The sequence below is a fragment of the Paucibacter sediminis genome (assembly GCF_030254645.1).
GTDB classification, from domain to species: domain Bacteria; phylum Pseudomonadota; class Gammaproteobacteria; order Burkholderiales; family Burkholderiaceae_C; genus Paucibacter_B; species Paucibacter_B sediminis.
In genome coordinates, this window is record NZ_CP116346.1 from 4744409 (window position 1) to 4764152 (window position 19744).

Consider the following 19744-nt stretch of genomic DNA (forward strand, 5'->3'; position numbering starts at 1 on the left):
ATGCTGTTGCTGCCGATCTTGCTGGCCGGCCTGTCCGGCTGCGGCAAGCCAGGCAGCGGCATCGGCGGCAGCGCCAGCGAGGCCGCTGTCAGCGTGCAGGCCCTCAATGCCCAGCTCGCCAAGGAGCTGCCGCTGGCCGACCCGCAGGACTTCGAGGACGCCAGGCGCGGCTTCATCGCCCGACCCGAGGGCAAGATCACGATGGCCGACGGCACCGTGCTGGTGGACTTCGACGCCTTCAAGTTCGTCAGCGGCCCGGCGCCCGACAGCGTCAACGCCAGCCTCTGGCGCCACGCGGCACTGAACGCGCAGATCGGCCTCTTCAAGGTCAGCGAGGGCATCTACCAGCTGCGCGGCTTCGACATCGCCAACATCACCCTGATCGAGGGCAAGAGCGGCTGGATCGTGGTGGACGCCCTCACCTCCAGGGAGAGCGCCGCCGCCGCCATGGCTTTTGCGCGCCAGCAGCTCGGCAACAAGCCGGTCAGCGCGCTGGTGTTCACGCACAGCCATGCCGACCATTTCGGCGGCGCGCTGGGCATCGTCACACCCGAGGAAGTGGCGGCGCGCAAGATCCCGGTGGTGGCGCCGGCGGGCTTCATGGAAGAGTCCACCAGCGAGAACGTGATGGTGGGCACGGCGATGGCGCGCCGCTCCATCTACCAGTTCGGCCGCGACCTGGAGCGCTCGCCCAAGGGCCTGGTGGACACCGGCCTGGGCAAGAACGTGGCCTACGGCAGCATCGGCATCCTGCCGCCCAACCAGCTCATCAGCGAGGCCACGCAAGACCTGACCCTGGACGGCGTGCGTTTCGTGTTCCACAACGTGCCGGGCGCCGAGGCCCCGGCCGAGTTGAGCTTTGCCCTGCCCGAGCTGAAGGCCTATGGCGGCGCCGAGAACCTGGCCCAGACCATGCACAACCTGCTGCCGGTGCGCGGCGCCAAGGTGCGCGATGCGCTGCGCTGGTCGCAATACATGCAGCAGGCGCTGGAGCAGGTGCAGGCCGCGGGCGCCGAGGTCTATTTCGGCCAGCACAACTGGCCGATCTGGGGCCAGGCGCGCATCGGCCGCTTCATCACCACGCACCGCGATGTCTACAAGTACACGCATGACCAGACGGTGCGCCTCATCAACGCCGGCCTCACGCCACGCGAGATCGCCGAGCAGATCCAGCTGCCCAAATCGCTGCAGCAGCATTTCGGCGCGCGCGGCTACTACGGCGATCTGCGCCACAACGTCAAGGCGGTCTACCAGCATTACCTGGGCGCCTACGACGGCAACCCCGCCAACCTCAACCCGCTGCCGCCGGCCGAATCGGCCAAGCGCTATCTGGCCCTGATGGGCGGCGCCGACAAGGCGGTGGCCGCGGCGCAGCAGGCGTTTGACCAGGGCGAGTACCGCTGGGCCGCCGAGCTGCTGAACCAGGTGGTGTTCGGCGCGCCCGAGCATGCCGGCGCCAAGCAGCTGCTGGCGCGCAGCTACGAGCAGCTGGGCTATGCCGCCGAGGCGGCGACCTGGCGCAACAGCTACCTGACCGCCGCGGCCGAGCTGCGCCAGGGCCCGCCGGCTCAAGGGGTGAGCCGCGCGGCCCTGATCGACATGCTGGCGCAGACGCCGACCGAGCGTTTTCTCGAAGCGATGGCCGCCGGCCTGAACGGCCCCAAGGCCGAGGGCGTGGACCTGAAGGTCAAGCTGGTGCTCAGCGATGTGGGCGAAAGCTATCTGCTCTGGACCGAGAACGCGGTGCTGCACCACCGCGCGGCCAAGCCTGCCGACCCCGAGGCCGACGCCACGCTGACCCTCACCAAACCCATCTTCATCAAGATGATGGCCGGCACCGCCGGCGTGAAGGACACCTTGCTGAGCGACGACCTGAAGACCGGCGGCAGCCGCATCGCCCTGGTGCGCTTCTTCGGCCTGATCGACAAGGCGCCCGGCAACTTCGCGATCGTGACGCGCTGAGCGCCGCCGGCGGGATCAGGCGCCCGCCGCCGGCGCATGCGCCAGCCGGCGCTGCAGCGTCTCCCAGCGCAGGGCCTGCCACTCGAGGCCCACGGTTCGCAGGGCGTCGCGCAGCGCGGCCACCTCGTCCGCGCGCAGCGCCCGGCCATCGCGCGGGCGACCGATCAGCACGAAGGCCTCGAGTTCACGCTGGCGCGACAGCACCAGCGCGAGTTCGCCCGGCAGCGTCGAATGCACCTCGTCGTGCCGCGCCACCGCGTGGCCGGCGCGCAGGGCCACGGCCAGGGGCTCGTCGGCGGCCAGCGCCTCGGGCGCATCGATCGCCAGGGCCTGCTGGCGCCGCCAACCGCCGTCGGCCTGCCGCGCGTAAAGCGCGGCGCCGGCCCCGGCGGTGAAGCGATCGATGGCGGCCAGCAGCGCGCTGTCCAGCGCCGGCAGCTCGGTATGGCCGCGGGCATCGGCGGCAAAGCGCGCGAGATCGGCCTCGCGCGCCACCCATGGGCCGAAGAACACGCGGTCCACCGTCCATTCGGCGAGCGGCTTGAGCCGGGGGTAGGCCAAGGTCACCAGGGCCGCCAGCACCGCATTCAGCAGCCCCGCCTTGGCCGGGTCGTCGAAGTGCAGCAGGCGGCCGATCAGCAGGCTGAGAAACTGAAAACTGCCCAGCAGCACGCCGCCGACGAGGGTGAAGACCAGCGAGCGGTTCAGCGCCAGCCCCATGTCGAGCACGCGGTGGCGCAGGATCGCGTAGCTCAGGCCGAACAGCGACGCCAGCGAGCCGATCACGGCCAGCGGACTCAGCAGGGGCTGCATCGCGGCGCCGAGATGGTCGCCAAGATAGGTCGCGTAGCTGACGCTCCAGAGCAGCGCGAAGGCGCCGAGCAGCCAGTTGAAGCGTTGCCGCAGCTCGCCGCTGCTGCGCCGACGGCCGTCCCAGAACGCCACCAGCATCAGCGTGCCGACGGCGCCGATGTAGGGCACGTGGACCCAGTCGATCCAGCTCGCCGGGACGAGCCAAAGCCCCAGGCCGATGGCCGCGGCCTCCACCAGCACGAGCGCCACCAGGAACAGCGGCAACACCCGGCGCAGCGCGCGGCGCCAGCCCAGCGCCTGCTCGTTCGGATAATGGACGGCAAACCAGAGGCCGAAATACCAGCCCGGCGCCAGCGCCAGCCAGAACACCACAGACAGCAGGGCCGCGAGCGTGGCATCGGTGGTGTAGTTCATGCCCAGATTCAGGGACCACCAGAGGAATGCCAGGGCCAGCGCGCGGCTCGTCTTGATATGCGCCTGCCGCAGTCCGATCAGCAGGCCGAGCAGCGTGCCCAGCACGCACAGGGTGGCGTTCAGCACGAAGTTCACGCGCTCGGCGCTCCGGATCGGCCGGCCCACGGTCGTGATGCGCGCCGACAGCGCGCTGCCATCGCGCACCAGGGTCATCGCGACGACCTCGCCGGGCAGGTAGGCCCGGCCCTGACCGAGCCAGCGTTCGGGCTGCAGCACATCGCCGACCCGCACGCCGGCCTGCGGCGCCTGCGACCAGGGCTCGAACCCACGCACGAGGGTGGCGCGGCGCCCGTCATGCATCACCGCATCGCCTTGCAGGCCCAAGCGCCCCTCGGTGCCACGCATGAACGTCGCCACCGCAGCCGTGCATTCGATACCCATCACCGTGAACGAGAACAGGAAGAAGGCGATCAGCAAGGCCTTCCAGCGTCCGGTGCGGAGTTTCAAGCCGGTGGTGATCAGGTCCATGGGCAGCAATGGTAGGCGCAAGGCCGGGCTGACGCTGAGCCCCGCCACATCCATCTTCATCAAGATGATGGCCGGCACCGCCGGCGCAAGGGCGGCTTGCCGAGCGCCGATCTGAAGGCCAGCGGCAGCCGCGTTGATCTGGTGCGCTTACTTGGCCTGGTCGAAAAGGTGACGGGGATTTGCGATCGCGATGCGCTGGCGCAGCGGCGGGAACAGGGCGCAGGTGCGGCGCGAGCTCACGTGCGGCCTGGCGGGTGCATGGCGCGGAGTGACAGGAATGCAGCGGCAGCGGCCATACGACGGGACGAGATCGACGCGCGAAACCGGTCGCTCAACGTTTTACATGAGGGTCTTGCGTAGGCAGGCGACGCCTTCTGGAGCAAGCCCCCTCGATCGAAGGGCTAGGCCGCAGGGTCTTCACGCAACGACGCGCCGACTCGAACGGGCCAGAAGCCGATTTAGCGCAAGCGCTCCTACCAGGGAAGCCGCGAGCGACAAGACCCAGATTGTGGTTGAGGCCGGCGCTGCCGACTCGGCTTGACTTCCCCTGGATGAAGATTCAACAACCGTGAGCGAGGTGTTGTAGAGAGCATGGAGGGCTATAGACGGAACCAGGGAGCGTGAACGCTCATAGAGCCAACCTGCGATTAGCCCCAAGAGGAAGGCAATGACGAACTGGTAGATGTTCAGATGCGCCATCCCGAAAATGAGCGCTGAAGCAGCGATGGCGGTACCGCGGGAGTACTGAACAAGAAAGGCTCGGAGAATTACTCCTCGGAAGAGCATCTCCTCAAGAATGGGCGCCAGCACGCAGACGGCGGTGATGGCTGCCATGTTCGCTGCAGACATGCTCGCGAAAGCCTGTTCCTCCCACGCGGAGAGCGGAAAGATGCGGACCAAGAGTTCACTCAGCTCTGCCGCAAGCATGACAAGCGCAGGGACTAGAAGCGCAACGGGAGGGATAAGAAGAACTATCGTGGCGCGGAGCGAAGCCCGCGAAGGATGGAACAGAGCTCGATAGGACAAGGCCTTGGCGTGTAGCAAGACTGCGAATAGCATGCCGTTCCCCAACAGCGTGACCAGCGCACTAAGCTCTTCCCGAGTTAGTGCGAGAGTTCGCCGCGCATCGTACAGAGCAGCCCCGACAACGTACTCGGCCAGGAACATTGCGAGAACAAGCAGGAGGGCTTGTGGAGCGGAGGGGAACGATTCGTCTTTCACGGGCGGTGCGTCCTCTGCGGCCTAACGTTGCAGCTGAGCCACGAGCGGAGGCCTGCCGACGCGAGTCGGCTCGAGCGACTGGTTAGGCCTGGCTCGCGTAGCTTGCACACCTTTCGCATAGGCCAAATTCGTCAAGGTCTTGGATAGGGAACATTTCCTCGAATCTGACCTTGGGAATATTTGTTGGGGCATCAGACTTCCGTCCAAGCTGTTGGCACGCGGCGCACTGGGTGATCCACTTCCTCGTCCGAGGGTCCGCCAGGAACCACTCCTGCGTCTTCGTCTCAGTTCTCATGGGCAAGGCCTAACGTTCAAGCTGAGCGTCGATGAGCGTCTGGGAACGGAAGGGCCAGAATGAAATGAGGCCCTGAAGTGACCAGCCGTTGCGAGTCGGCTCGAGCGACCGGTTAGACGTCTCCATCGCCTGCTCTCTTTCGCGTACGCGCAAGCAGCATCCCTGCAATCAGCATACCCACCCCGGGATAGAGGAAGACGGGCACGGTATCGAAGGACGCATTCGCAACTCGTAGGACATGAGCCTCCACCTCTGCCGCGCTGTAGAGCTTGCCTGGGTGTTGGGCAAGAATCGCATAGCTCTCGTGAAGGACGGGACGTATTGCCCCACGCGAGAGTTGCATTGCTTGCAGGGCAGATAGCCAGAGAAAACCGACGATCAAGAGCGTGTAGCCAATCTTTCGCATAACCCGACTGTAAGCGTGACGCCTAACGTTGAAATTGAGCCAGCGCCGAAGGCGATCGGCTCGAATGACCGGTTGAACAGACAGCCTCATCTCCCATAGCGGTGCTCACTCCATCGTCTCCAGAATCTTCTTTAGTTGCTGTCCATCCGGATAGTGAATGTCATCGATTAGCCACCCTGCGCCTGATCGTACGAGGAGGATTTTCATGCCGATGCGCTTGCCATTGCCAGGGTAGTCAAAGGACACGTTAACCGTTGCTGGAGTCTCGCCAAGAACGACCTTCAGTCTGGCCGCGCCAGGATCTTGCGAAGCCCAGATCGGGCTGAAATCGAGTTTGCAGATTTCCCGCGTACGCGACACGCATTGACGGTCGTCTCGAAGCAGCTTGACCAAGCGCGGTGAAAAATAGCGAGACCAGACTGCATCAGACTCAGTAAGAAAACCCCGCCCAGCGATCGGCTCATCGATGACGGCCTCCCACGCGAAGTCGCGGTAGAGACGCACGACGGGATCAAGCGCGTCCCTTGGAGCGGCAATGGCGGCGGGCGAAACGAGAAACAGCAGGGCGGCGGCGCGAAAAAGCATGGAGCTGTTCAACTAGGTTGTAGGGCGACAGATTTGCTGCATAACACCGGAACCTGTCTGCATAACATCGGACGCCTCCCCGGCCTGCATGCCGCGCCATTGTTGGATTATGACCAATGGTCCGTCAATTCGCACTGCATGAACAGACCGACGAAACCGGCACGCGGTCAGCTCCATTTGAATCGCCCCGCACTCGGATCGGATGGGCTGCCGCGGCACGATCTATGCCGCTTTGTCGGCCTGAAAGCGGTAATCATTGAACGCCTGCCCTCAGCCTCGATCTGCCCATCGCCCATGCCAGCGCAGCCGCCGCTGGCCAAGCGCGTGAGTTGCTGCGGCTCATAATCCCGCATGAAACTCATCGTGGCTGTTCATTTCGAAGGCGCGCAGGCGCATGCTGCTGCTGCTGCGGCTTTCGACGCCTGGGATGCTGCGGAAGCGACCCAGACTTACGTCTCGCGAATAGCCCATGTCGAGCCGGCTGTTCGTGGTGAACTTGACCTGCGAGAACTGCCCTGCGTGATGCAACTGCTGCGCGAGCACGGCCTGGAGCCCGAGCTCATCCTGATTGACGGCTTCGTCCATCTTGATGCCGACGAAATGCCGGGGCTTGGCCAGCACCTGTATCACGCGCTGGGTGGCAGGGTGCCGATCATCGGTGTTTCGAAGAAGCGCCTCGCGGGCCTGGGGGCGCAGTTCGAAGTCATGCGTGAAGAGGAAGCGCAGCCCCTGTATGTCACGTGCGCGGGCATCGACATTGGCGCGGCCAAGGCACGGCTGCGTGCGATGCACGGCAGGAAGCGTTTGCCCACGCTGATGAAGCTCGCTGCTCGGCTTGCGAAGAACAAGGACTGATCCCACGCCCGGCATCGAATGGCTGCGCCAACCGCGCCGCGCAGCAGGGCCTGCAGGCCGCTTCGCCGTGAACGGGGCGATCAGCCCCTGGCGTACCAGGCCTTGACGCCGGCGTGCTCGCGCACCGCCGTGTAGATGGCCATCAGCTTCGGATAAGCGTCGAAGATGGTGGCCGGGATGTGGTCGACGGCGCCGCCGATGAACCAGCGCACGGCCATGTGCAGCTTCAGGTCGACCACCTGCAGCTTGTCGCCGCCGAAGAAGGGCTTGCCGCCCACGATGTTCTTCTCAGCGGCCGCGGCCCAGGCCGGCAGGTAGCTGGCGGCGAGTTGCTCGCGCACGCGCTTCTTCTCGTCGGCATCCATGCGGATCGTGGGGCCGACGACGGCGCGCAGATCTTCCACATGCTGCATCATGCCCTCGTGCCGCGCGGCCTCGAAGTCGTCGGCCGGATGCAGGCCGTGGCGGCGGCCGATCAGCACCAGGATGGGGTTGGTGTGGGCCAGCGGCGCATGGCCAGGCAGCTCCAGAAAGGGCATGCTGCCGTAAGGCGTGCTCGGCTTCAGGGCCGGCCAATCGGCGCCCTTGATGCGCACATCCTCGAAATCGACGCCGGCCAGGTGCAGGGCCAGACGGCATTCCTCGCCGCGGCTGACCGGGGCGTCGAAATAGGTGAGTTTGGGTTTGGCGGGCGTGTTCATGGCCGAAGGCTAGCACGCGCCCCCCACCACCCCATCGGCCAACAGCCGCGCCTGCTCGGCCGCGCTGTAGCCCAGCTCGCCGAGCAGGGCCGCGGTGTCGGCGCCCAGCGCCGGCGGCGGCAGGCGCAGCGGCAGGCGCTGGCCGTCCAGGCTCAGCGGCAGCAGCGGCGCGCGCGTCTCGATCGCATGGCCGGCGGCGCTGGCGTCGGGCGGGATCGTCACGGCCGCCAGGCCACCGGTGGCGCACAGATGCGGATCGTCGAACAGCGCCTGCGGCTTGGTGATGGGCGCATAGGGCAGGCCGCGCGCCTCGAAGCGCGCGCCGATCTCGGCCGCGCTGAGCTCGGCCAGGCGCGTGCGCAGCAGCGGCAGCAGCCAGTCGCGCGCCTGCACGCGCTGGTTGTTGCCATGCAGGCGCGCGTCGGCGCGCAGATCGGCCAACTCGAAGGCCTCGCAGAACAGCGCCCATTGGCTGTCGGACACCACCGCCAGGAAGATCTGCTCGCCGCCCTGCACGCTGAAGACGTCGTAGATGCCCCAGGCCGAGATGCGGCTGGGCATGGGCGCGGCCGGCCGGCCGGTGACGGCGAACTGCATCATGTGCTGGGCCATCAGGAACACATTGTTCTCGAACAGCGCGCTCTGCACCTGCTGGCCGCGGCCGGTCTGGGCGCGCTGCACCAGCGCCGCCAGCACGCCGATGGCGCCGAACATGCCGCCCATGATGTCGTTCACGCTGGCACCGGCGCGCAGCGGCCGGCCCTCGGGCCCGGTCATATAGGCCAGGCCGCCCATCATCTGCACCACCTCGTCCAGCGCGGTGCGCTGCTCGTAGGGGCCGGGCAGAAAGCCCTTGTGCGAGACATAGATCAGGCGCGGGTTGAGCGCCGCCAGCGCGGCGGGGCCCAGGCCCAGGCGCTCCATCGCGCCGGGCTTGAAGTTCTCGCTGAAGACATCGGCGCCGGCCAGCAGCTTGAGCACGATCTCGAGGCCGCGCGGGTCCTGGGTGTTGACCGCGAGGCTGCGCTTGTTGCGGTTGAACATCGCGAAGAAGCCCGCGCCCGAGCCCAGCAGGCGGCGCGTGTTGTCGCCCGCCAGCGGCTCGACCTTGATGACCTCGGCGCCCAGGTCGGCCAGGATCATGCCGCAGCTGGGGCCCATCACCATGTGCGTGAACTCGAGCACGCGCAGGCCGGCGAGGGGCAAGGCTTGCGGCAAGGCTTGTGGCGGCTGCTCAGACATGGCCGGCCGCCTGCTGCGCCACAAAGCCCTTGGGCAGGCCCGCCTCGGCCAGCATGCCGTAGAGCGGCTCGCCGGGCAGGCCGGCGCGCAGCGGCGCGCGCGCGGCCAACAGGCGCTCCAGGTCCACGCCGGTGCGCAGGCCCATGGCCTCGAACATGAAGACCAGGTCCTCGGTCACCACATTGCCCGAGGCGCCCGGCGCATAGGGGCAGCCGCCCAGGCCGGCCAGCGAGGCGTCGAAGCTGCGCACGCCTACGTCGAAGGCGGCCAGGCAGTTGGCCAGGCCCAGGCCGCGCGTGTTGTGCAGATGGGCGGCGCCGGCGCGCGCGCCCAGCTCGGCGCGCAGGCGCGTGAACAGGCGCCGCACCTGGGCCGGATCGGCCATGCCGCTGGTGTCGGAGAGGCCCACCTCGTCGGCGCCCGCCGCGGCGGCCTGCACCGCCAGCCGGATCACCTCGTCCTCGTCCACGCGGCCCTGCAGGGTGCAGCCAAAGGCGGTGGAGAGGCCCACCTCCAGGCCCACGCCCGGCGCGCGCTCGCGCCGCAGCGCCGCGACGCTGCGCAACTCCTCGAGCATCTGCGCCGGCGTCCTGCGCACATTGGCCAGCGAATGCGCAGCGCTGACCGACAGCGGCAGGGTCAGCTTGTGCACGCCGGCCGCCAGCGCCGCCTGCGCGCCGCGCAGATTCGGCACCAGGGCCAGCACGGTGAGCCCGGCCAGGCCGCGCGCATGCCGCACCAGCTCCGCGCTGTCGGCCAGCTGCGGCAGCAGCGCCGCCGGCACGAAGGAGCCGACCTCGATCTCGCGCAAGCCGGCGGCGTGCAGGGCGTCGATCCAGGCCAGCTTGGCGGGCGTGGCCATGGTCTGGCGCAGGCTTTGCAGGCCGTCGCGCGGGCCCACCTCGCTGATGTGGATGTCCGGTCGATTCGACATTGCTGTTCTGTTAGATAGAATTACGTTCTGAAAATACTAAATTCAGATCTTGCCCGAGTCAAGGAAGCCAGCATGCCCAAGAAGGCTTTGACCCCCTCCCTGGCGGACGAGCGTGCCGCCCCCGGCGGCGCGGCGGCGGTGGACCGCGCGCTGTCGCTGCTGTGCGCCTTCCGCGCCGGCGATGCGGGCTTGAGCCTGCAGGAGCTGGCCGAGCGCACGCGGCTCTACAAGAGCACCGCGCTGCGCCTGCTGGCCTCGCTGGAGCATGCGCGCCTGCTGCTCAGGCAGGCCGACGGGCGCTATGTGCTGGGCCCCGAGCTGGCGCGGCTGCAGCTCGTGCAGGCCGGCCAGTTCTCGCTGGAGGCGGTGGTGATGCCGGTGCTGCGCGAGCTGGTGGCGGCCACGCGCGAGAGCGCCGCCTTCCATGTGCGCCAGGGCGAGCAGCGCCTGTGCCTGTACCGAGTCGACTCGCCCCAGCTGCTGCGCGACCACACCCGCGCCGGCGACCTGCTGCCGCTGGAGCGCGGCGCCGGCGGGCGCGTGCTGCTGGCCTTCGGCGGCGCCAAGGGCGCGCTCTATGCGCGCATCCGCGAGGCCGGCCTGGCCGAACTCTCGGGCGACCGCGTGCCCGACCTCAGCGGCATCTCGGCCCCGGTGTTCGGCGCCGCCGGCGAGCTGGTGGGCGCCCTCACCCTGACCCTGCCCAGCCACCGGCTGCAAGCCGGCTTCGGCGCGGCGGTAAAGGCGGCGGCGGCGCGGCTGAGTCAAAGGCTGGGTGCTTAGGTCAGGTTCCAGACAGGCGCTCGCGACGATAAAGAGCGCATGACGAAAGATGCGCCTCGCTCCGACCTCAAGACCCGCGTGAAACTGCGCCTCGGCGGCTGGCTCCATCCACGCGCCACGCGCCGCTGGCAGGACTTCCTGGCCCGCCACGCCTGCCTGCAGGCGCAGCTGCAGCGCCACCCGGTGCTGGCGCACAAGATCTACCGCCCCTACCTCTGCACCGGGCTGGGCTGCGGCGCGCGCGTGCGCGTGCTCAGCGAGCATTACGGCTTCATGCACGAGCGCGGCCTGCTGGCCTGGAGCTGCGCCGCCGCCGAGCGCCCGCATTGCCTGGGCCAGCTGCCGCTGAAGGATGGCGGCAGCGCCGCGCTGACGCTGAGCGCCATCCACGACGGCCACCGCGAGGGCGAGCTGTGCCTGGCGCTGCAGCTGGCGGGCCAGCGGCTGTATTCGCTGTCCTTCGTGATACGCGGCGGCGCGCAGGGGCCGCTGCTGATGGTCGGGCGCCTGCAGGGCCTGGCCGGCGACGAGGCGCGCCAGCTGGTGCGCGAGGCCACGCGCCAGCTGCATGCCTGCCGGCCCACCAGCCTGCTCATCACGGTGGTGCGCCACATCGCCTACCTGCTGGGCTGCGCGGGCGTGCAGCTGGTGAGCAACCGGCACCGCATCGCGCTGAACCCGTGGCGGCGCTGGCACATCAGCTCAGATTACGACCAGCTCTGGACCGAGCTGGGCGCCCTGCCCGGCCGCGATGGCGACTATCGGCTCGACTGCCTGCGCGAGCCCGACATCGACCTGGCCAGCCTGCCGTCCAAGAAGCGCGCCGAGGCGCGCCGCCGCGAGGCCCTGCTGCGCACCGCCTGCGCCGGCGTGGCGGCCAGCCTGCAGGCGGCCGGCGGCACCGGGCTGCAGATCCCGAGCTACCCCTTGGCAGCCTGAGCCAGCGGCGGAAACACCAGGCAGGCTCTCAGCCCCTGGCCATCCGGCCCGGGTTCCAGGCTCAGGCTGGCCCCGAGCAGGCTGGCATAGCGCTCCACGATGGACAGGCCCAGGCCCGCCCCCTGGCCCAGCGCCGGCGCCTGGCACAAGGCCTCGCCCTGCGCCCAGCGCTGGAGCACGGCGCTGCGCTGGGCCGCGGGAATGCCGGGCCCGTTGTCGATCACGCACAGGCGCAGCCCCTGCCCTTGTGCCTGCTGGTCGGGCTGCAGCTCGACGCTGATGCTGCTGGGCCCGCTGGCGGCGCGGCCGTAGCGCAGCGCGTTGTCGAGCAGATTGCCCAGCATGCCCTCGATCAGCCCGGCATCGCCCAGCACCTGCTCGCCGCCCTCCAGCCCGCCGGCGCCCAGCTCCACGCCGGCCTGGTCGGCGCGCGGCAGGTAGCGCAGCAGCAGCTCGCGCACCAGCTCGCCCAGCACCAGGGGCTGCAGGCGCAGGCGGCCGCGCGACTCGTCGGCCAGGGCCAGGGCCAGCAGCTGGTCCACCAGATGGCTGGCGCGCCCCTCGCTGGCCAGCACCGCCTGCAGCTGCTCGCGCCAGCGCTGCGGCTCGCTCTGCGCCAGGCCGTACTCGGCCGCCGCGCGCACGCCCGCCAGCGGCGTGCGCAGCTCATGCGCGACATTGCCGGCAAACTCGCGCTGGGCGCGCACGCTGGCTTCCACGCGCGCCAGCAGGCCGTCGATCGAATGGCCCAGCTGCTCCAGCTCGCGCGAGGGCGCCTCGGTCTTGAGCTCGGCCGGCAGGGCCGAGAGATCGGAGGGCGGGCGCGCCTGCAGGGCCTGCTGCAGCGCCGCCAGCGGCCGCACATCGCGGCCGATGCGGTGGCGGAGCCAGCCGGCCAGGCCCACCAGCAGCAGCACCTGGGGCGGCAGCGCAAACAGCAGCAGCTCCTCGCGCATGCGCTGGCGCATCACCGTGGTCTGGGCCACCACCACCAGGGCCGGCTGGGGTGCGTCGCGCCGCAGCACCAGGGTGCGCACCGCACGGCCGCGGTAGTCCTGGTCCAGGTACTGCAGCTCGGGCGGCGCGGCGCCGCCGCGTGGTGGCGCCGGCAGCAGGCCCGGGCTGCCCACGATGAGGCAACTGCCGCCGTCGTGCACGGCATAGACCGCGTAAAAGACGCGCTCGCTCTGGTCGTACAGCACCGTGCCCAGGTCCTCGCTGGACATGGCCAGCTGCAGGCCCTGCGCGCCCACCTCCAGATGGCGGGCCAGCAGCAGCGCGTCGTCCAGCATCGAGCGGTCGAAGGCGCGCTGCGTGAAGTACGAGGCCACCCACAGCGCCAGCAGGCTGCCCAGCGCCCAGGTCAGCAGCAGCGGGCCCAGCACATGGCGCAGCAGGCGGCGGCGCAGCGGCGGCTTGCTACTGCTGCTGCGGCTCGCCGGTTCGCTCATGCCTCGGGCTCCAGCACATAACCCAGGCCGCGCAGCGTGCGTATGCCGGCGCCGCTGCCGGCCAGCTTCTTGCGCAGGCGCGAGATGAAGGTCTCCAACGCATTCGCGCCCAGCGCATCGTCGAAGCCCGAGAGCTTGTCGCTGAGCCGGGCCTTGCTGACCACCCGGCCGGGCGGCGTCATCAGCTCGCTCAGCACCTCGAACTCGCGCGCCGGCAGATCCAGCGGCGCCTCGCCGACGAACAGGCGCCGGGCACGCCGGTCCAGCATCAGGGCGCCGACGCGCACCTGGTCATCCAGGTCGAGGCGGCGGCGCACCAGGGCGCGCAGGCGTGCCTCCACCTCGGCCAGGTCGAAGGGCTTGCCGAGGTAATCATCGGCGCCGGCGTCCAGGCCGGCGATGCGCTCGTCGGTGCGGTTGCGCGCGGTCAGCACCAGCACGGGGGTGCGATCGCCGCGCGCACGCGCCTCGCGCAGGGCCTGCAGGCCGTTGCCATCCGGCAGGCTGAGGTCCAGCAGCACGGCATCCAGCTCCTGGATGCGCCACAGAAAGCGCGCCTGCTCGAGCGTGCCGGCCAGGTCCACCAGGTGGCCCGCCTCGCTCAGGCTGCGCTGCACGATGGAGCTCAGCGTGGGGTCATCTTCTACAAGCAAAATGCGCATGGCCGGAACGGTAGCGCATTTCTGCCCTGCCCCGGTTGAACTCAGGACGCCGCATGGACATCGACCCCAAAGACCTTGTTGAAACCGCGCAGCAGGCCGCCGCGCCCACCGCGGCCGAGCGCCCCTCGCGCCTGAACGCCGCGGTGGCCATCACGGTGGCGCTGCTGGCCACCTTCATGGGCATCTGCAAGGTCAAGGATGACAACATCGTGCAGGCCATGCAGCAGGCCCAGGCCGACAAGCTGGACCACTGGGCCTATTACCAGGCGCGCAATATCCGCCAGGAGGTGGCCGAGGCCAGCGTGGTGCAGCTGGAGCTGGCGCAGCTGAGCGCCAAGCCCGAGGCCCTGGCCGGCTATGCCAGCGCACTCGCCAAGTACCGCACCCTCGCCGCCGACCAGGCCAAGAAGAAGGACGAACTGCGCGCCCAGGCCGAGCAGGACCAGCGCAACTACGACGCCCTCAACTACCGCGACGACCAGTTCGACCTCAGCGACGCCCTGCTGGCGATCGCGGTGGCGATGCTGGCGGTGACCGCGCTGACGCAAAGCCAGCGCCTTTACTGGGCCGCGCTGCTGCCCTCCTTCTTCGGCGTGCTGATGGGCCTGGCAGGGCTGGCCGGCTGGGCCCTGCACCCGAGCAGCCTGATCGCCCTCTTGTCCTGACGCGCACAATCACCCGTTCACCAGGAGCCTCGCATGTCGCATCCCTACGCCCAGACCCTTGCCAGCTTCAGCACGCCCGCGGGCAAGAGCGGCCAGTTCTACTCGCTGCCGGCGCTGGCCCGGCAGTTCCCCAACATCCAGCGCCTGCCGATCTCGCTGCGCATCGTGCTGGAGTCGGTGCTGCGCAACTGCGATGGCCAGCGCGTGCTGCCCGAGCATGTGGCCCAGCTGGCCAACTGGGCGCCAAACGCGCCGCGCAATGACGAGATCCCCTTCGTGGTGGCGCGCGTGGTGCTGCAGGATTTCACCGGCGTGCCCCTGCTGGCCGATCTGGCGGCGATGCGCAATGTGGCGGCCGCGGCCGGCAAGAACCCCAAGACCATCGAACCCCTGGTGCCGGTGGACCTGGTGGTGGACCACTCGGTGATGATCGACCACTACGGCAGCAAGCAGGCGCTGGACCTGAACATGAAGCTGGAGTTCGAGCGCAACCGCGAGCGCTACGAATTCATGAAGTGGGGCATGCAGGCCTTCGACACCTTCCGCGTCGTGCCGCCGGGCTTTGGCATCGTGCACCAGGTGAACCTGGAGTACCTGGCGCGCGGCGTGCACAAGAGCGGCAAAAAGGGCGAGAAGCTCTACTACCCCGACTCGCTGGTGGGCACCGACAGCCACACCACCATGATCAACGGCATCGGCGTGGTGGGCTGGGGCGTGGGCGGCATCGAGGCCGAGGCCGGCATGCTGGGCCAGCCGGTCTATTTCCTGACGCCGGATGTGGTGGGCTTCGAGCTCAAGGGCCGGCTGCGCGAGGGCGTCACCGCCACCGACCTGGTGCTCACCGTCACCGAGCTGCTGCGGCGCGAGAAGGTGGTGGGCAAATTCGTCGAGTTCTTCGGCCCCGGCACCGCCAGCCTCTCGGTGCCCGACCGCGCCACCATCGCCAACATGGCGCCCGAGTACGGCGCCACCATGGGCTTCTTCCCGGTGGACGAGCGCACGCTGGACTACTTCCGCGGCACCGGCCGCACCAAGAGCGAGATCGCCGCGCTGGAGGCCTATTTCCGCGCCCAGCAGATGTTCGGCATCCCCGGCGCGCCCGGCGCCGACCAGGCCGCGGGCGAGATCGCCTACTCGCACACCGTGAGCCTGGACCTGGGCAGCGTCACGCCCTCCCTGGCCGGCCCCAAGCGGCCGCAGGACCGCATCGAGATCACCCACCTGGCCAGCCAGTTCGCCGCGCTCTACAGCCAGGGCGCCGCGGCCAACGGCTTCAACCGCCCGGCCGAGACGCTGGATGCGCGCGTCAGCACGCCCAGCGGGCTTTCGATCGGCAATGGCGATGTGCTGATCGCCGCCATCACCTCCTGCACCAACACCTCCAACCCCAGCGTGCTGCTGGCCGCCGGCCTGCTGGCCAAGAAGGCGGTGCAGGCGGGCCTGCGCGTGGCGCCGCACATCAAGACCTCGCTGGCACCGGGCTCGCGCATCGTCACCGAGTACCTGGAGCGCGCCAAGCTGCTGCCCTATCTGGAGAAGCTCGGCTTCAACGTGGCCGCCTATGGCTGCACCACCTGCATCGGCAATGCCGGCGACCTCACGGCCGAGATCAACGAGGCCATCACGAGCCAGCAGCTGATCTGCGCCGCCGTGCTCTCGGGCAACCGCAATTTCGAAGCGCGCATCCACCCCAATTTGAAGGCCAACTTCCTGGCCTCGCCGCCGCTGGTGGTGGCCTATGCGCTGGCCGGCAATGTGCGGGTCGATCTGATGACGCAACCGGTGGGCAAGGGCAAGAACGGCCGCGACGTCTACCTCGGCGACATCTGGCCCAGCAGCGAGGAGATCCAAGCGCTCATGCAGCATGCCATGGACCCCAAGGCCTTCCGCGCCAACTACGAGCAGGTGGCCAGAAAGCCCGGCAAGCTGTGGCAGAAGATCAGCGGCGTAGCGGGCCAGGTCTACAGCTGGCCGGCCAGCAGCTATATCGCCCAGCCGCCCTTCTTCGCCGGCTTCCAGATGCAGCCCGCCCAGGCCGAGGCCGGCGGCACGCACGTGCGCGGCGCCCGCATCATGGCGCTGTTCGGCGACTCCATCACCACCGACCACATCTCGCCCGCCGGCGCCATCAAGGCGAGCTCGCCCGCCGGCCTGTATCTGCAGGCCCAGGGCATCAAGCCCGTGGACTTCAACAGTTATGGCTCGCGCCGCGGCCACCACGAGGTGATGATGCGCGGCACCTTTGCCAATGTGCGCATCAAGAACCTGATGATCCCGCCGGCGCCCGACGGCAGCCGCGAGGAAGGCGGCCTGACGCTCTACCAACCGAGCGGCGGACCGGGTGAAAAGCTCGCCATCTACGACGCCGCGATGCGCTACCAGGCCGCCGGCACGCCCACGGTGATCTTTGCCGGCGAGGAATACGGCACCGGCTCCAGCCGCGACTGGGCCGCCAAGGGCACCCAGCTGCTGGGCATCAAGGCGGTGGTGGCCAAGAGCTTCGAGCGCATCCACCGCTCCAACCTGGTCGGCATGGGGGTGCTGCCGCTGCAGTTCATGCCCGGCGAGAGCTGGGAGACGCTGGGCCTGCGCGGCGACGAGCTGATCGACATCGAGATAGACGGCGCGCTGGCGCCGCAGCGCCGGGCCCGGCTGGTCATACACCCTGCCGGCGGTGGCCAGCGCCGCGAGCATGCCCTGCTGCTGCGCATCGACACCCCCATCGAGGTGGCCTATTACCAGCATGGCGGCATCCTGCCCTATGTGCTGCGGGCCTTGCTGGCCGGCTGAACTGTGCCCGGCAGCGCGCCGGTAATCTAGGCGCTAGGAAATTTGCCCGCCGCGCCGGCCACGCCTATGCTCTAGGCGTTGCCAGCGCAGGGAGGCTCGATCATGGACAACGGCCGCGTACCGATGCCGAGTCGCCGGCTGGCTCTGGCCGTCCCGCTGTTGCTGACCTTTAGGGCCAGCGCCCAGGACGCGGGGGCCGAGGCCACCATGACCTGGCTGGCCGCCGACGTGTCGATGGGCGCCGGCAATCCGGGGCAGGAACGGACCGTGGTGGGGCCGCTGTTCGAGCACCTCAGCAGCAGCTGGGGCGGCGCGGCCCGGCACCGGCTCGTGATCGCCAACGCCAAGCGCAGCTGGGGCATGCTGCGCGCCGGCGAGAATGCCTGCCACCTGATGGCGCTGCACACGCCCGAGCGCGAAGCCATGGCCTATTTCGTCGACACCCATCTGGTGCCGCCGCTGCAGCTGATCGTGCGCGCCGCCACCCTGCCACGGCTGCCGCGCAATGCCGCCGGCGAGGTCGACATCTGGCGCCTGCTGCGCCGCACCGAGCTGCAGGGCGCCGTCGTCGAGGGGCGCAGCTACGGCCCGGCGCTCGATCAGCTGCTGGCCCAACGAGCCGGCAGCAGCCAACCGAAGAGCTATACGCCGGCCGATTTCGGCCACCGCCTGCTGGAGATGATGCTGCTGGGCAGGGTCGACTACATCATCGACTACGACTTCGCGCTGCAGCAGCGCAAGGCCATGATGCCGGCGCTGCAAGACCTGACCCCGGTGCCGCTGATGGGCCACGACGAGATGCTGGTCTCGGGCATCGCCTGCCCACGCACGCCCTGGGGCGCCAGGGTGGTGCGGCGCCTCGCCGCCCTGCTGGCCACGCCGGCCGGCGTGCAAGCGCTGAAGGCCAGCTTCGACCTTGAATTGAGCCCGCAGGCGCGCGCACGCTACGGCGCGCGCATCGCCGCCTACTACGAGCAGCTGCCCGAGGCGCTGCGGCGCCGGGCCATCGATTAGGGCCCGCGCTCAGCCGCGCCGGATCTTGAACACCGCCACCACGCGCACCAGCTCCTCGGCCTGCGCCTTCAGGCTGCTGGCGGCGGCGGCCATCTGCTCGACCAGCGCGGCGTTCTGCTGGGTGGCGTGATCCATGTGGTTGACCGCCTCGCCCACCTGCGAGACGCCGTTCGACTGTTCGATGCTGGCGGCGCTGATCTCGCCCATGATGTCGGTGACGCGCTTGATCGCCGTCACCACCTCGTGCATGGTGCTGCCGGCGCGGTCGACCAGGGCGCTGCCGCGCTCGACGCGCTCGACGCTGGCGCCGATCAGGCTCTTGATTTCCTTGGCGGCGTCGGCCGAGCGCCCCGCCAGCGAGCGCACCTCAGAAGCCACCACCGCAAAGCCGCGGCCCTGCTCGCCGGCGCGCGCGGCTTCCACCGCCGCGTTCAGCGCCAGGATATTGGTCTGGAAGGCGATGCCGTCGATCACGCCGATGATGTCGGCGATCTTGCGCGAGGACTCATTGATGTCCTTCATGGTCTCGACCACCTCGCCCACCACCGCGCCGCCCTGCTCGGCCACCGTGGAGGCGTTCAGCGCCAGCTGGTTGGCCTGGCGCGCGCTGTCGGCGTTCTGCTTCACGGTGGAGCCCAGCTCCTCCATGCTGGAGGCCGTCTGCTCCAGCGAGCTGGCCTGCTGCTCGGTGCGCGCCGACAGGTCGTGATTGCCCTGGGCGATTTCGGCCGAGGCGGTGGCCACGCCCTCGGAGCCCTGGCGCACATTCGCCACCAGCCCCGCCAGGTTGTCCTGCATGCGGCCCAGCGAGACCAGCAGCGCGCCCACCTCGTCGTGGGCCTGGCCGTCGATGCTGCTGGAGAGGTCGCCCGAGGCAATGCGTTCGGCCACCAGGCCGGCGCGTGCGATCGGCCGCAGGATGCCGTTGGAAAGCCGGATCGCGATCACGATGCCCAGCACGGCGCCCAGCGCCAGCACGGTCCAGTTGAGCGTGACGGCACGCGTCAGCGCCGCCTGCAGCTGGCCGCTGTCGGCGATCTGCAGCGCCACCAGCTTGCCCGCCAGCTGGTCCACCGCATCACGGTGCGCCTCCGGGCTGCCGGTATGGGAACTCAGCGCCGCGCTCAGCGCGCGCTTCTCGGCCTCCGCCTGCGTCAGCGTGCCGAGCTTCTTCACCGGCTCGATCTCAAGACCTGGCACCGGCGCCTTGCTGGCCACCGCGATCTTGACCTGGGTGGCCCAGTCGGAGGCCAGCGCGAGCCGGAAGGCGCGCTCGTCCAGCTCGGTGTTGAAGTGCTGGATATTGGCCAGCTGTTGCTGCCCCACCCCGGCCACCACGGCCAGCAGAAGCAGCATCACGCCAAAGCCCAGCATCAATCGGTGTCTGACGCTCAATCGCATGGTTCGGCCCTTCCTCGCGGACGTCAGGACATCCTGACTCCGCCCAGGCTAGCATGCCGCGGCCGGGGCTGCCGCACAAAACA

16 protein-coding genes are annotated in these 19744 nt (G+C 69.2%); 7 read left to right on the top strand and 9 right to left on the bottom strand.

Annotation, left to right across the window (positions count from 1 at the left end):
• Entirely contained in the window at positions 1-1962 is a 1962-nt protein-coding gene (locus PFX98_RS22025) for an alkyl/aryl-sulfatase (RefSeq protein ID WP_285232618.1), read from the top strand.
• Between the two features lie 15 nt (positions 1963-1977).
• Here PFX98_RS22025 and PFX98_RS22030 read toward each other — a convergent pair whose 3' ends face one another.
• The 3 genes from PFX98_RS22030 to PFX98_RS22040 form a co-directional block, all read right to left on the bottom strand.
• Entirely contained in the window at positions 1978-3795 is a 1818-nt protein-coding gene (locus PFX98_RS22030) for a hypothetical protein (protein ID WP_285232619.1), read from the bottom strand.
• A gap of 339 nt (positions 3796-4134) precedes the next feature.
• Complete coding sequence (locus PFX98_RS22035) at positions 4135-4938, bottom strand: CPBP family intramembrane glutamic endopeptidase (protein ID WP_285232620.1); 804 nt, start codon at positions 4936-4938, stop codon at positions 4135-4137.
• 806 nt (positions 4939-5744) lie between these two features.
• Positions 5745-6224 (bottom strand): YqhG/Tai3 family protein, encoded by a 480-nt coding sequence (locus PFX98_RS22040; RefSeq protein ID WP_285232621.1) that lies wholly within the window; start codon positions 6222-6224, stop codon positions 5745-5747.
• A 351-nt stretch (positions 6225-6575) separates the two neighbouring features.
• On the opposite strand from PFX98_RS22040, the gene PFX98_RS22045 reads away from it, so the two are divergent.
• Entirely contained in the window at positions 6576-7079 is a 504-nt protein-coding gene (locus PFX98_RS22045; RefSeq protein WP_285232622.1) for an endonuclease V, read from the top strand.
• A gap of 80 nt (positions 7080-7159) precedes the next feature.
• On the opposite strand, the gene PFX98_RS22050 is transcribed toward PFX98_RS22045, so the two are convergent.
• From PFX98_RS22050 to PFX98_RS22060, 3 genes are read right to left on the bottom strand one after another with little or no spacing between them, the layout of a single operon-like run.
• Positions 7160-7780: a glutathione S-transferase family protein gene (locus tag PFX98_RS22050; protein ID WP_285232623.1), complete on the bottom strand. Its 621-nt coding sequence runs from the start codon at positions 7778-7780 to the stop codon at positions 7160-7162.
• A 9-nt stretch (positions 7781-7789) separates the two neighbouring features.
• Entirely contained in the window at positions 7790-9022 is a 1233-nt protein-coding gene (locus tag PFX98_RS22055) for a CaiB/BaiF CoA transferase family protein (protein ID WP_285232624.1), read from the bottom strand.
• Positions 9015-9956 (bottom strand): hydroxymethylglutaryl-CoA lyase, encoded by a 942-nt coding sequence (locus PFX98_RS22060; protein WP_285232625.1) that lies wholly within the window; start codon positions 9954-9956, stop codon positions 9015-9017. Before PFX98_RS22060 ends, PFX98_RS22055 begins: the two co-directional genes overlap by 8 nt.
• Before the next feature lie 72 nt (positions 9957-10028).
• On the opposite strand from PFX98_RS22060, the gene PFX98_RS22065 reads away from it, so the two are divergent.
• Entirely contained in the window at positions 10029-10739 is a 711-nt protein-coding gene (locus PFX98_RS22065; protein WP_285232626.1) for an IclR family transcriptional regulator, read from the top strand.
• 78 nt (positions 10740-10817) lie between these two features.
• A complete protein-coding gene (locus tag PFX98_RS22070) occupies positions 10818-11678 on the top strand; it encodes a VirK/YbjX family protein (RefSeq protein ID WP_285232628.1) in 861 nt (286 codons plus the stop codon).
• Here the strand turns inward: PFX98_RS22070 and PFX98_RS22075 are convergent.
• Both PFX98_RS22075 and PFX98_RS22080 read right to left on the bottom strand, forming a co-directional pair.
• Positions 11660-13129, bottom strand: coding sequence for a sensor histidine kinase (locus PFX98_RS22075; protein WP_285232629.1), 1470 nt, complete (start codon positions 13127-13129; stop codon positions 11660-11662). The two genes, PFX98_RS22070 and PFX98_RS22075, sit on opposite strands and share 19 nt — an antisense overlap.
• Positions 13126-13791, bottom strand: a complete 666-nt coding sequence (locus tag PFX98_RS22080) for a response regulator transcription factor (RefSeq protein WP_285232630.1) — start codon at positions 13789-13791, stop codon at positions 13126-13128. Before PFX98_RS22080 ends, PFX98_RS22075 begins: the two co-directional genes overlap by 4 nt.
• A 53-nt stretch (positions 13792-13844) precedes the next feature.
• Between PFX98_RS22080 and PFX98_RS22085 the strand changes: the two genes are divergently transcribed.
• From PFX98_RS22085 to PFX98_RS22095, 3 genes are all read left to right on the top strand, one after another.
• Positions 13845-14456: a DUF4337 domain-containing protein gene (locus tag PFX98_RS22085; RefSeq protein ID WP_285232631.1), complete on the top strand. Its 612-nt coding sequence runs from the start codon at positions 13845-13847 to the stop codon at positions 14454-14456.
• 33 nt (positions 14457-14489) lie between these two features.
• Positions 14490-17246 carry an aconitate hydratase AcnA gene (gene acnA, locus PFX98_RS22090; protein WP_285232632.1) on the top strand — a complete coding sequence of 919 codons (2757 nt, stop codon included), beginning with the start codon at positions 14490-14492 and terminating at the stop codon, positions 17244-17246.
• Between the two features lie 102 nt (positions 17247-17348).
• Positions 17349-18260 (top strand): hypothetical protein, encoded by a 912-nt coding sequence (locus tag PFX98_RS22095; protein WP_285232633.1) that lies wholly within the window; start codon positions 17349-17351, stop codon positions 18258-18260.
• Between the two features lie 9 nt (positions 18261-18269).
• On the opposite strand, the gene PFX98_RS22100 is transcribed toward PFX98_RS22095, so the two are convergent.
• Positions 18270-19661, bottom strand: coding sequence for a methyl-accepting chemotaxis protein (locus PFX98_RS22100; RefSeq protein ID WP_285232634.1), 1392 nt, complete (start codon positions 19659-19661; stop codon positions 18270-18272).
• Positions 19662-19744 lie beyond the last annotated feature (83 nt).

What these genes read in the sequence shown, in the direction of transcription:
- PFX98_RS22025 (WP_285232618.1), top strand. Translation starts at nt 1, where the DNA reads ATGCTGTTGCTGCCGATCTTGCTGGCCGGCCTGTCCGGCTGCGGCAAG.
- PFX98_RS22040 (WP_285232621.1), bottom strand. Translation starts at nt 6,224, where the DNA reads ATGCTTTTTCGCGCCGCCGCCCTGCTGTTTCTCGTTTCGCCCGCCGCC.
- PFX98_RS22045 (WP_285232622.1), top strand. Translation starts at nt 6,576, where the DNA reads ATGAAACTCATCGTGGCTGTTCATTTCGAAGGCGCGCAGGCGCATGCT.
- PFX98_RS22050 (WP_285232623.1), bottom strand. Translation starts at nt 7,780, where the DNA reads ATGAACACGCCCGCCAAACCCAAACTCACCTATTTCGACGCCCCGGTC.
- PFX98_RS22055 (WP_285232624.1), bottom strand. Translation starts at nt 9,022, where the DNA reads ATGTCTGAGCAGCCGCCACAAGCCTTGCCGCAAGCCTTGCCCCTCGCC.
- PFX98_RS22060 (WP_285232625.1), bottom strand. Translation starts at nt 9,956, where the DNA reads ATGTCGAATCGACCGGACATCCACATCAGCGAGGTGGGCCCGCGCGAC.
- PFX98_RS22065 (WP_285232626.1), top strand. Translation starts at nt 10,029, where the DNA reads ATGCCCAAGAAGGCTTTGACCCCCTCCCTGGCGGACGAGCGTGCCGCC.
- PFX98_RS22075 (WP_285232629.1), bottom strand. Translation starts at nt 13,129, where the DNA reads ATGAGCGAACCGGCGAGCCGCAGCAGCAGTAGCAAGCCGCCGCTGCGC.
- PFX98_RS22080 (WP_285232630.1), bottom strand. Translation starts at nt 13,791, where the DNA reads ATGCGCATTTTGCTTGTAGAAGATGACCCCACGCTGAGCTCCATCGTG.
- PFX98_RS22085 (WP_285232631.1), top strand. Translation starts at nt 13,845, where the DNA reads ATGGACATCGACCCCAAAGACCTTGTTGAAACCGCGCAGCAGGCCGCC.
- acnA (WP_285232632.1), top strand. Translation starts at nt 14,490, where the DNA reads ATGTCGCATCCCTACGCCCAGACCCTTGCCAGCTTCAGCACGCCCGCG.
- PFX98_RS22095 (WP_285232633.1), top strand. Translation starts at nt 17,349, where the DNA reads ATGGACAACGGCCGCGTACCGATGCCGAGTCGCCGGCTGGCTCTGGCC.
- PFX98_RS22100 (WP_285232634.1), bottom strand. Translation starts at nt 19,661, where the DNA reads ATGCGATTGAGCGTCAGACACCGATTGATGCTGGGCTTTGGCGTGATG.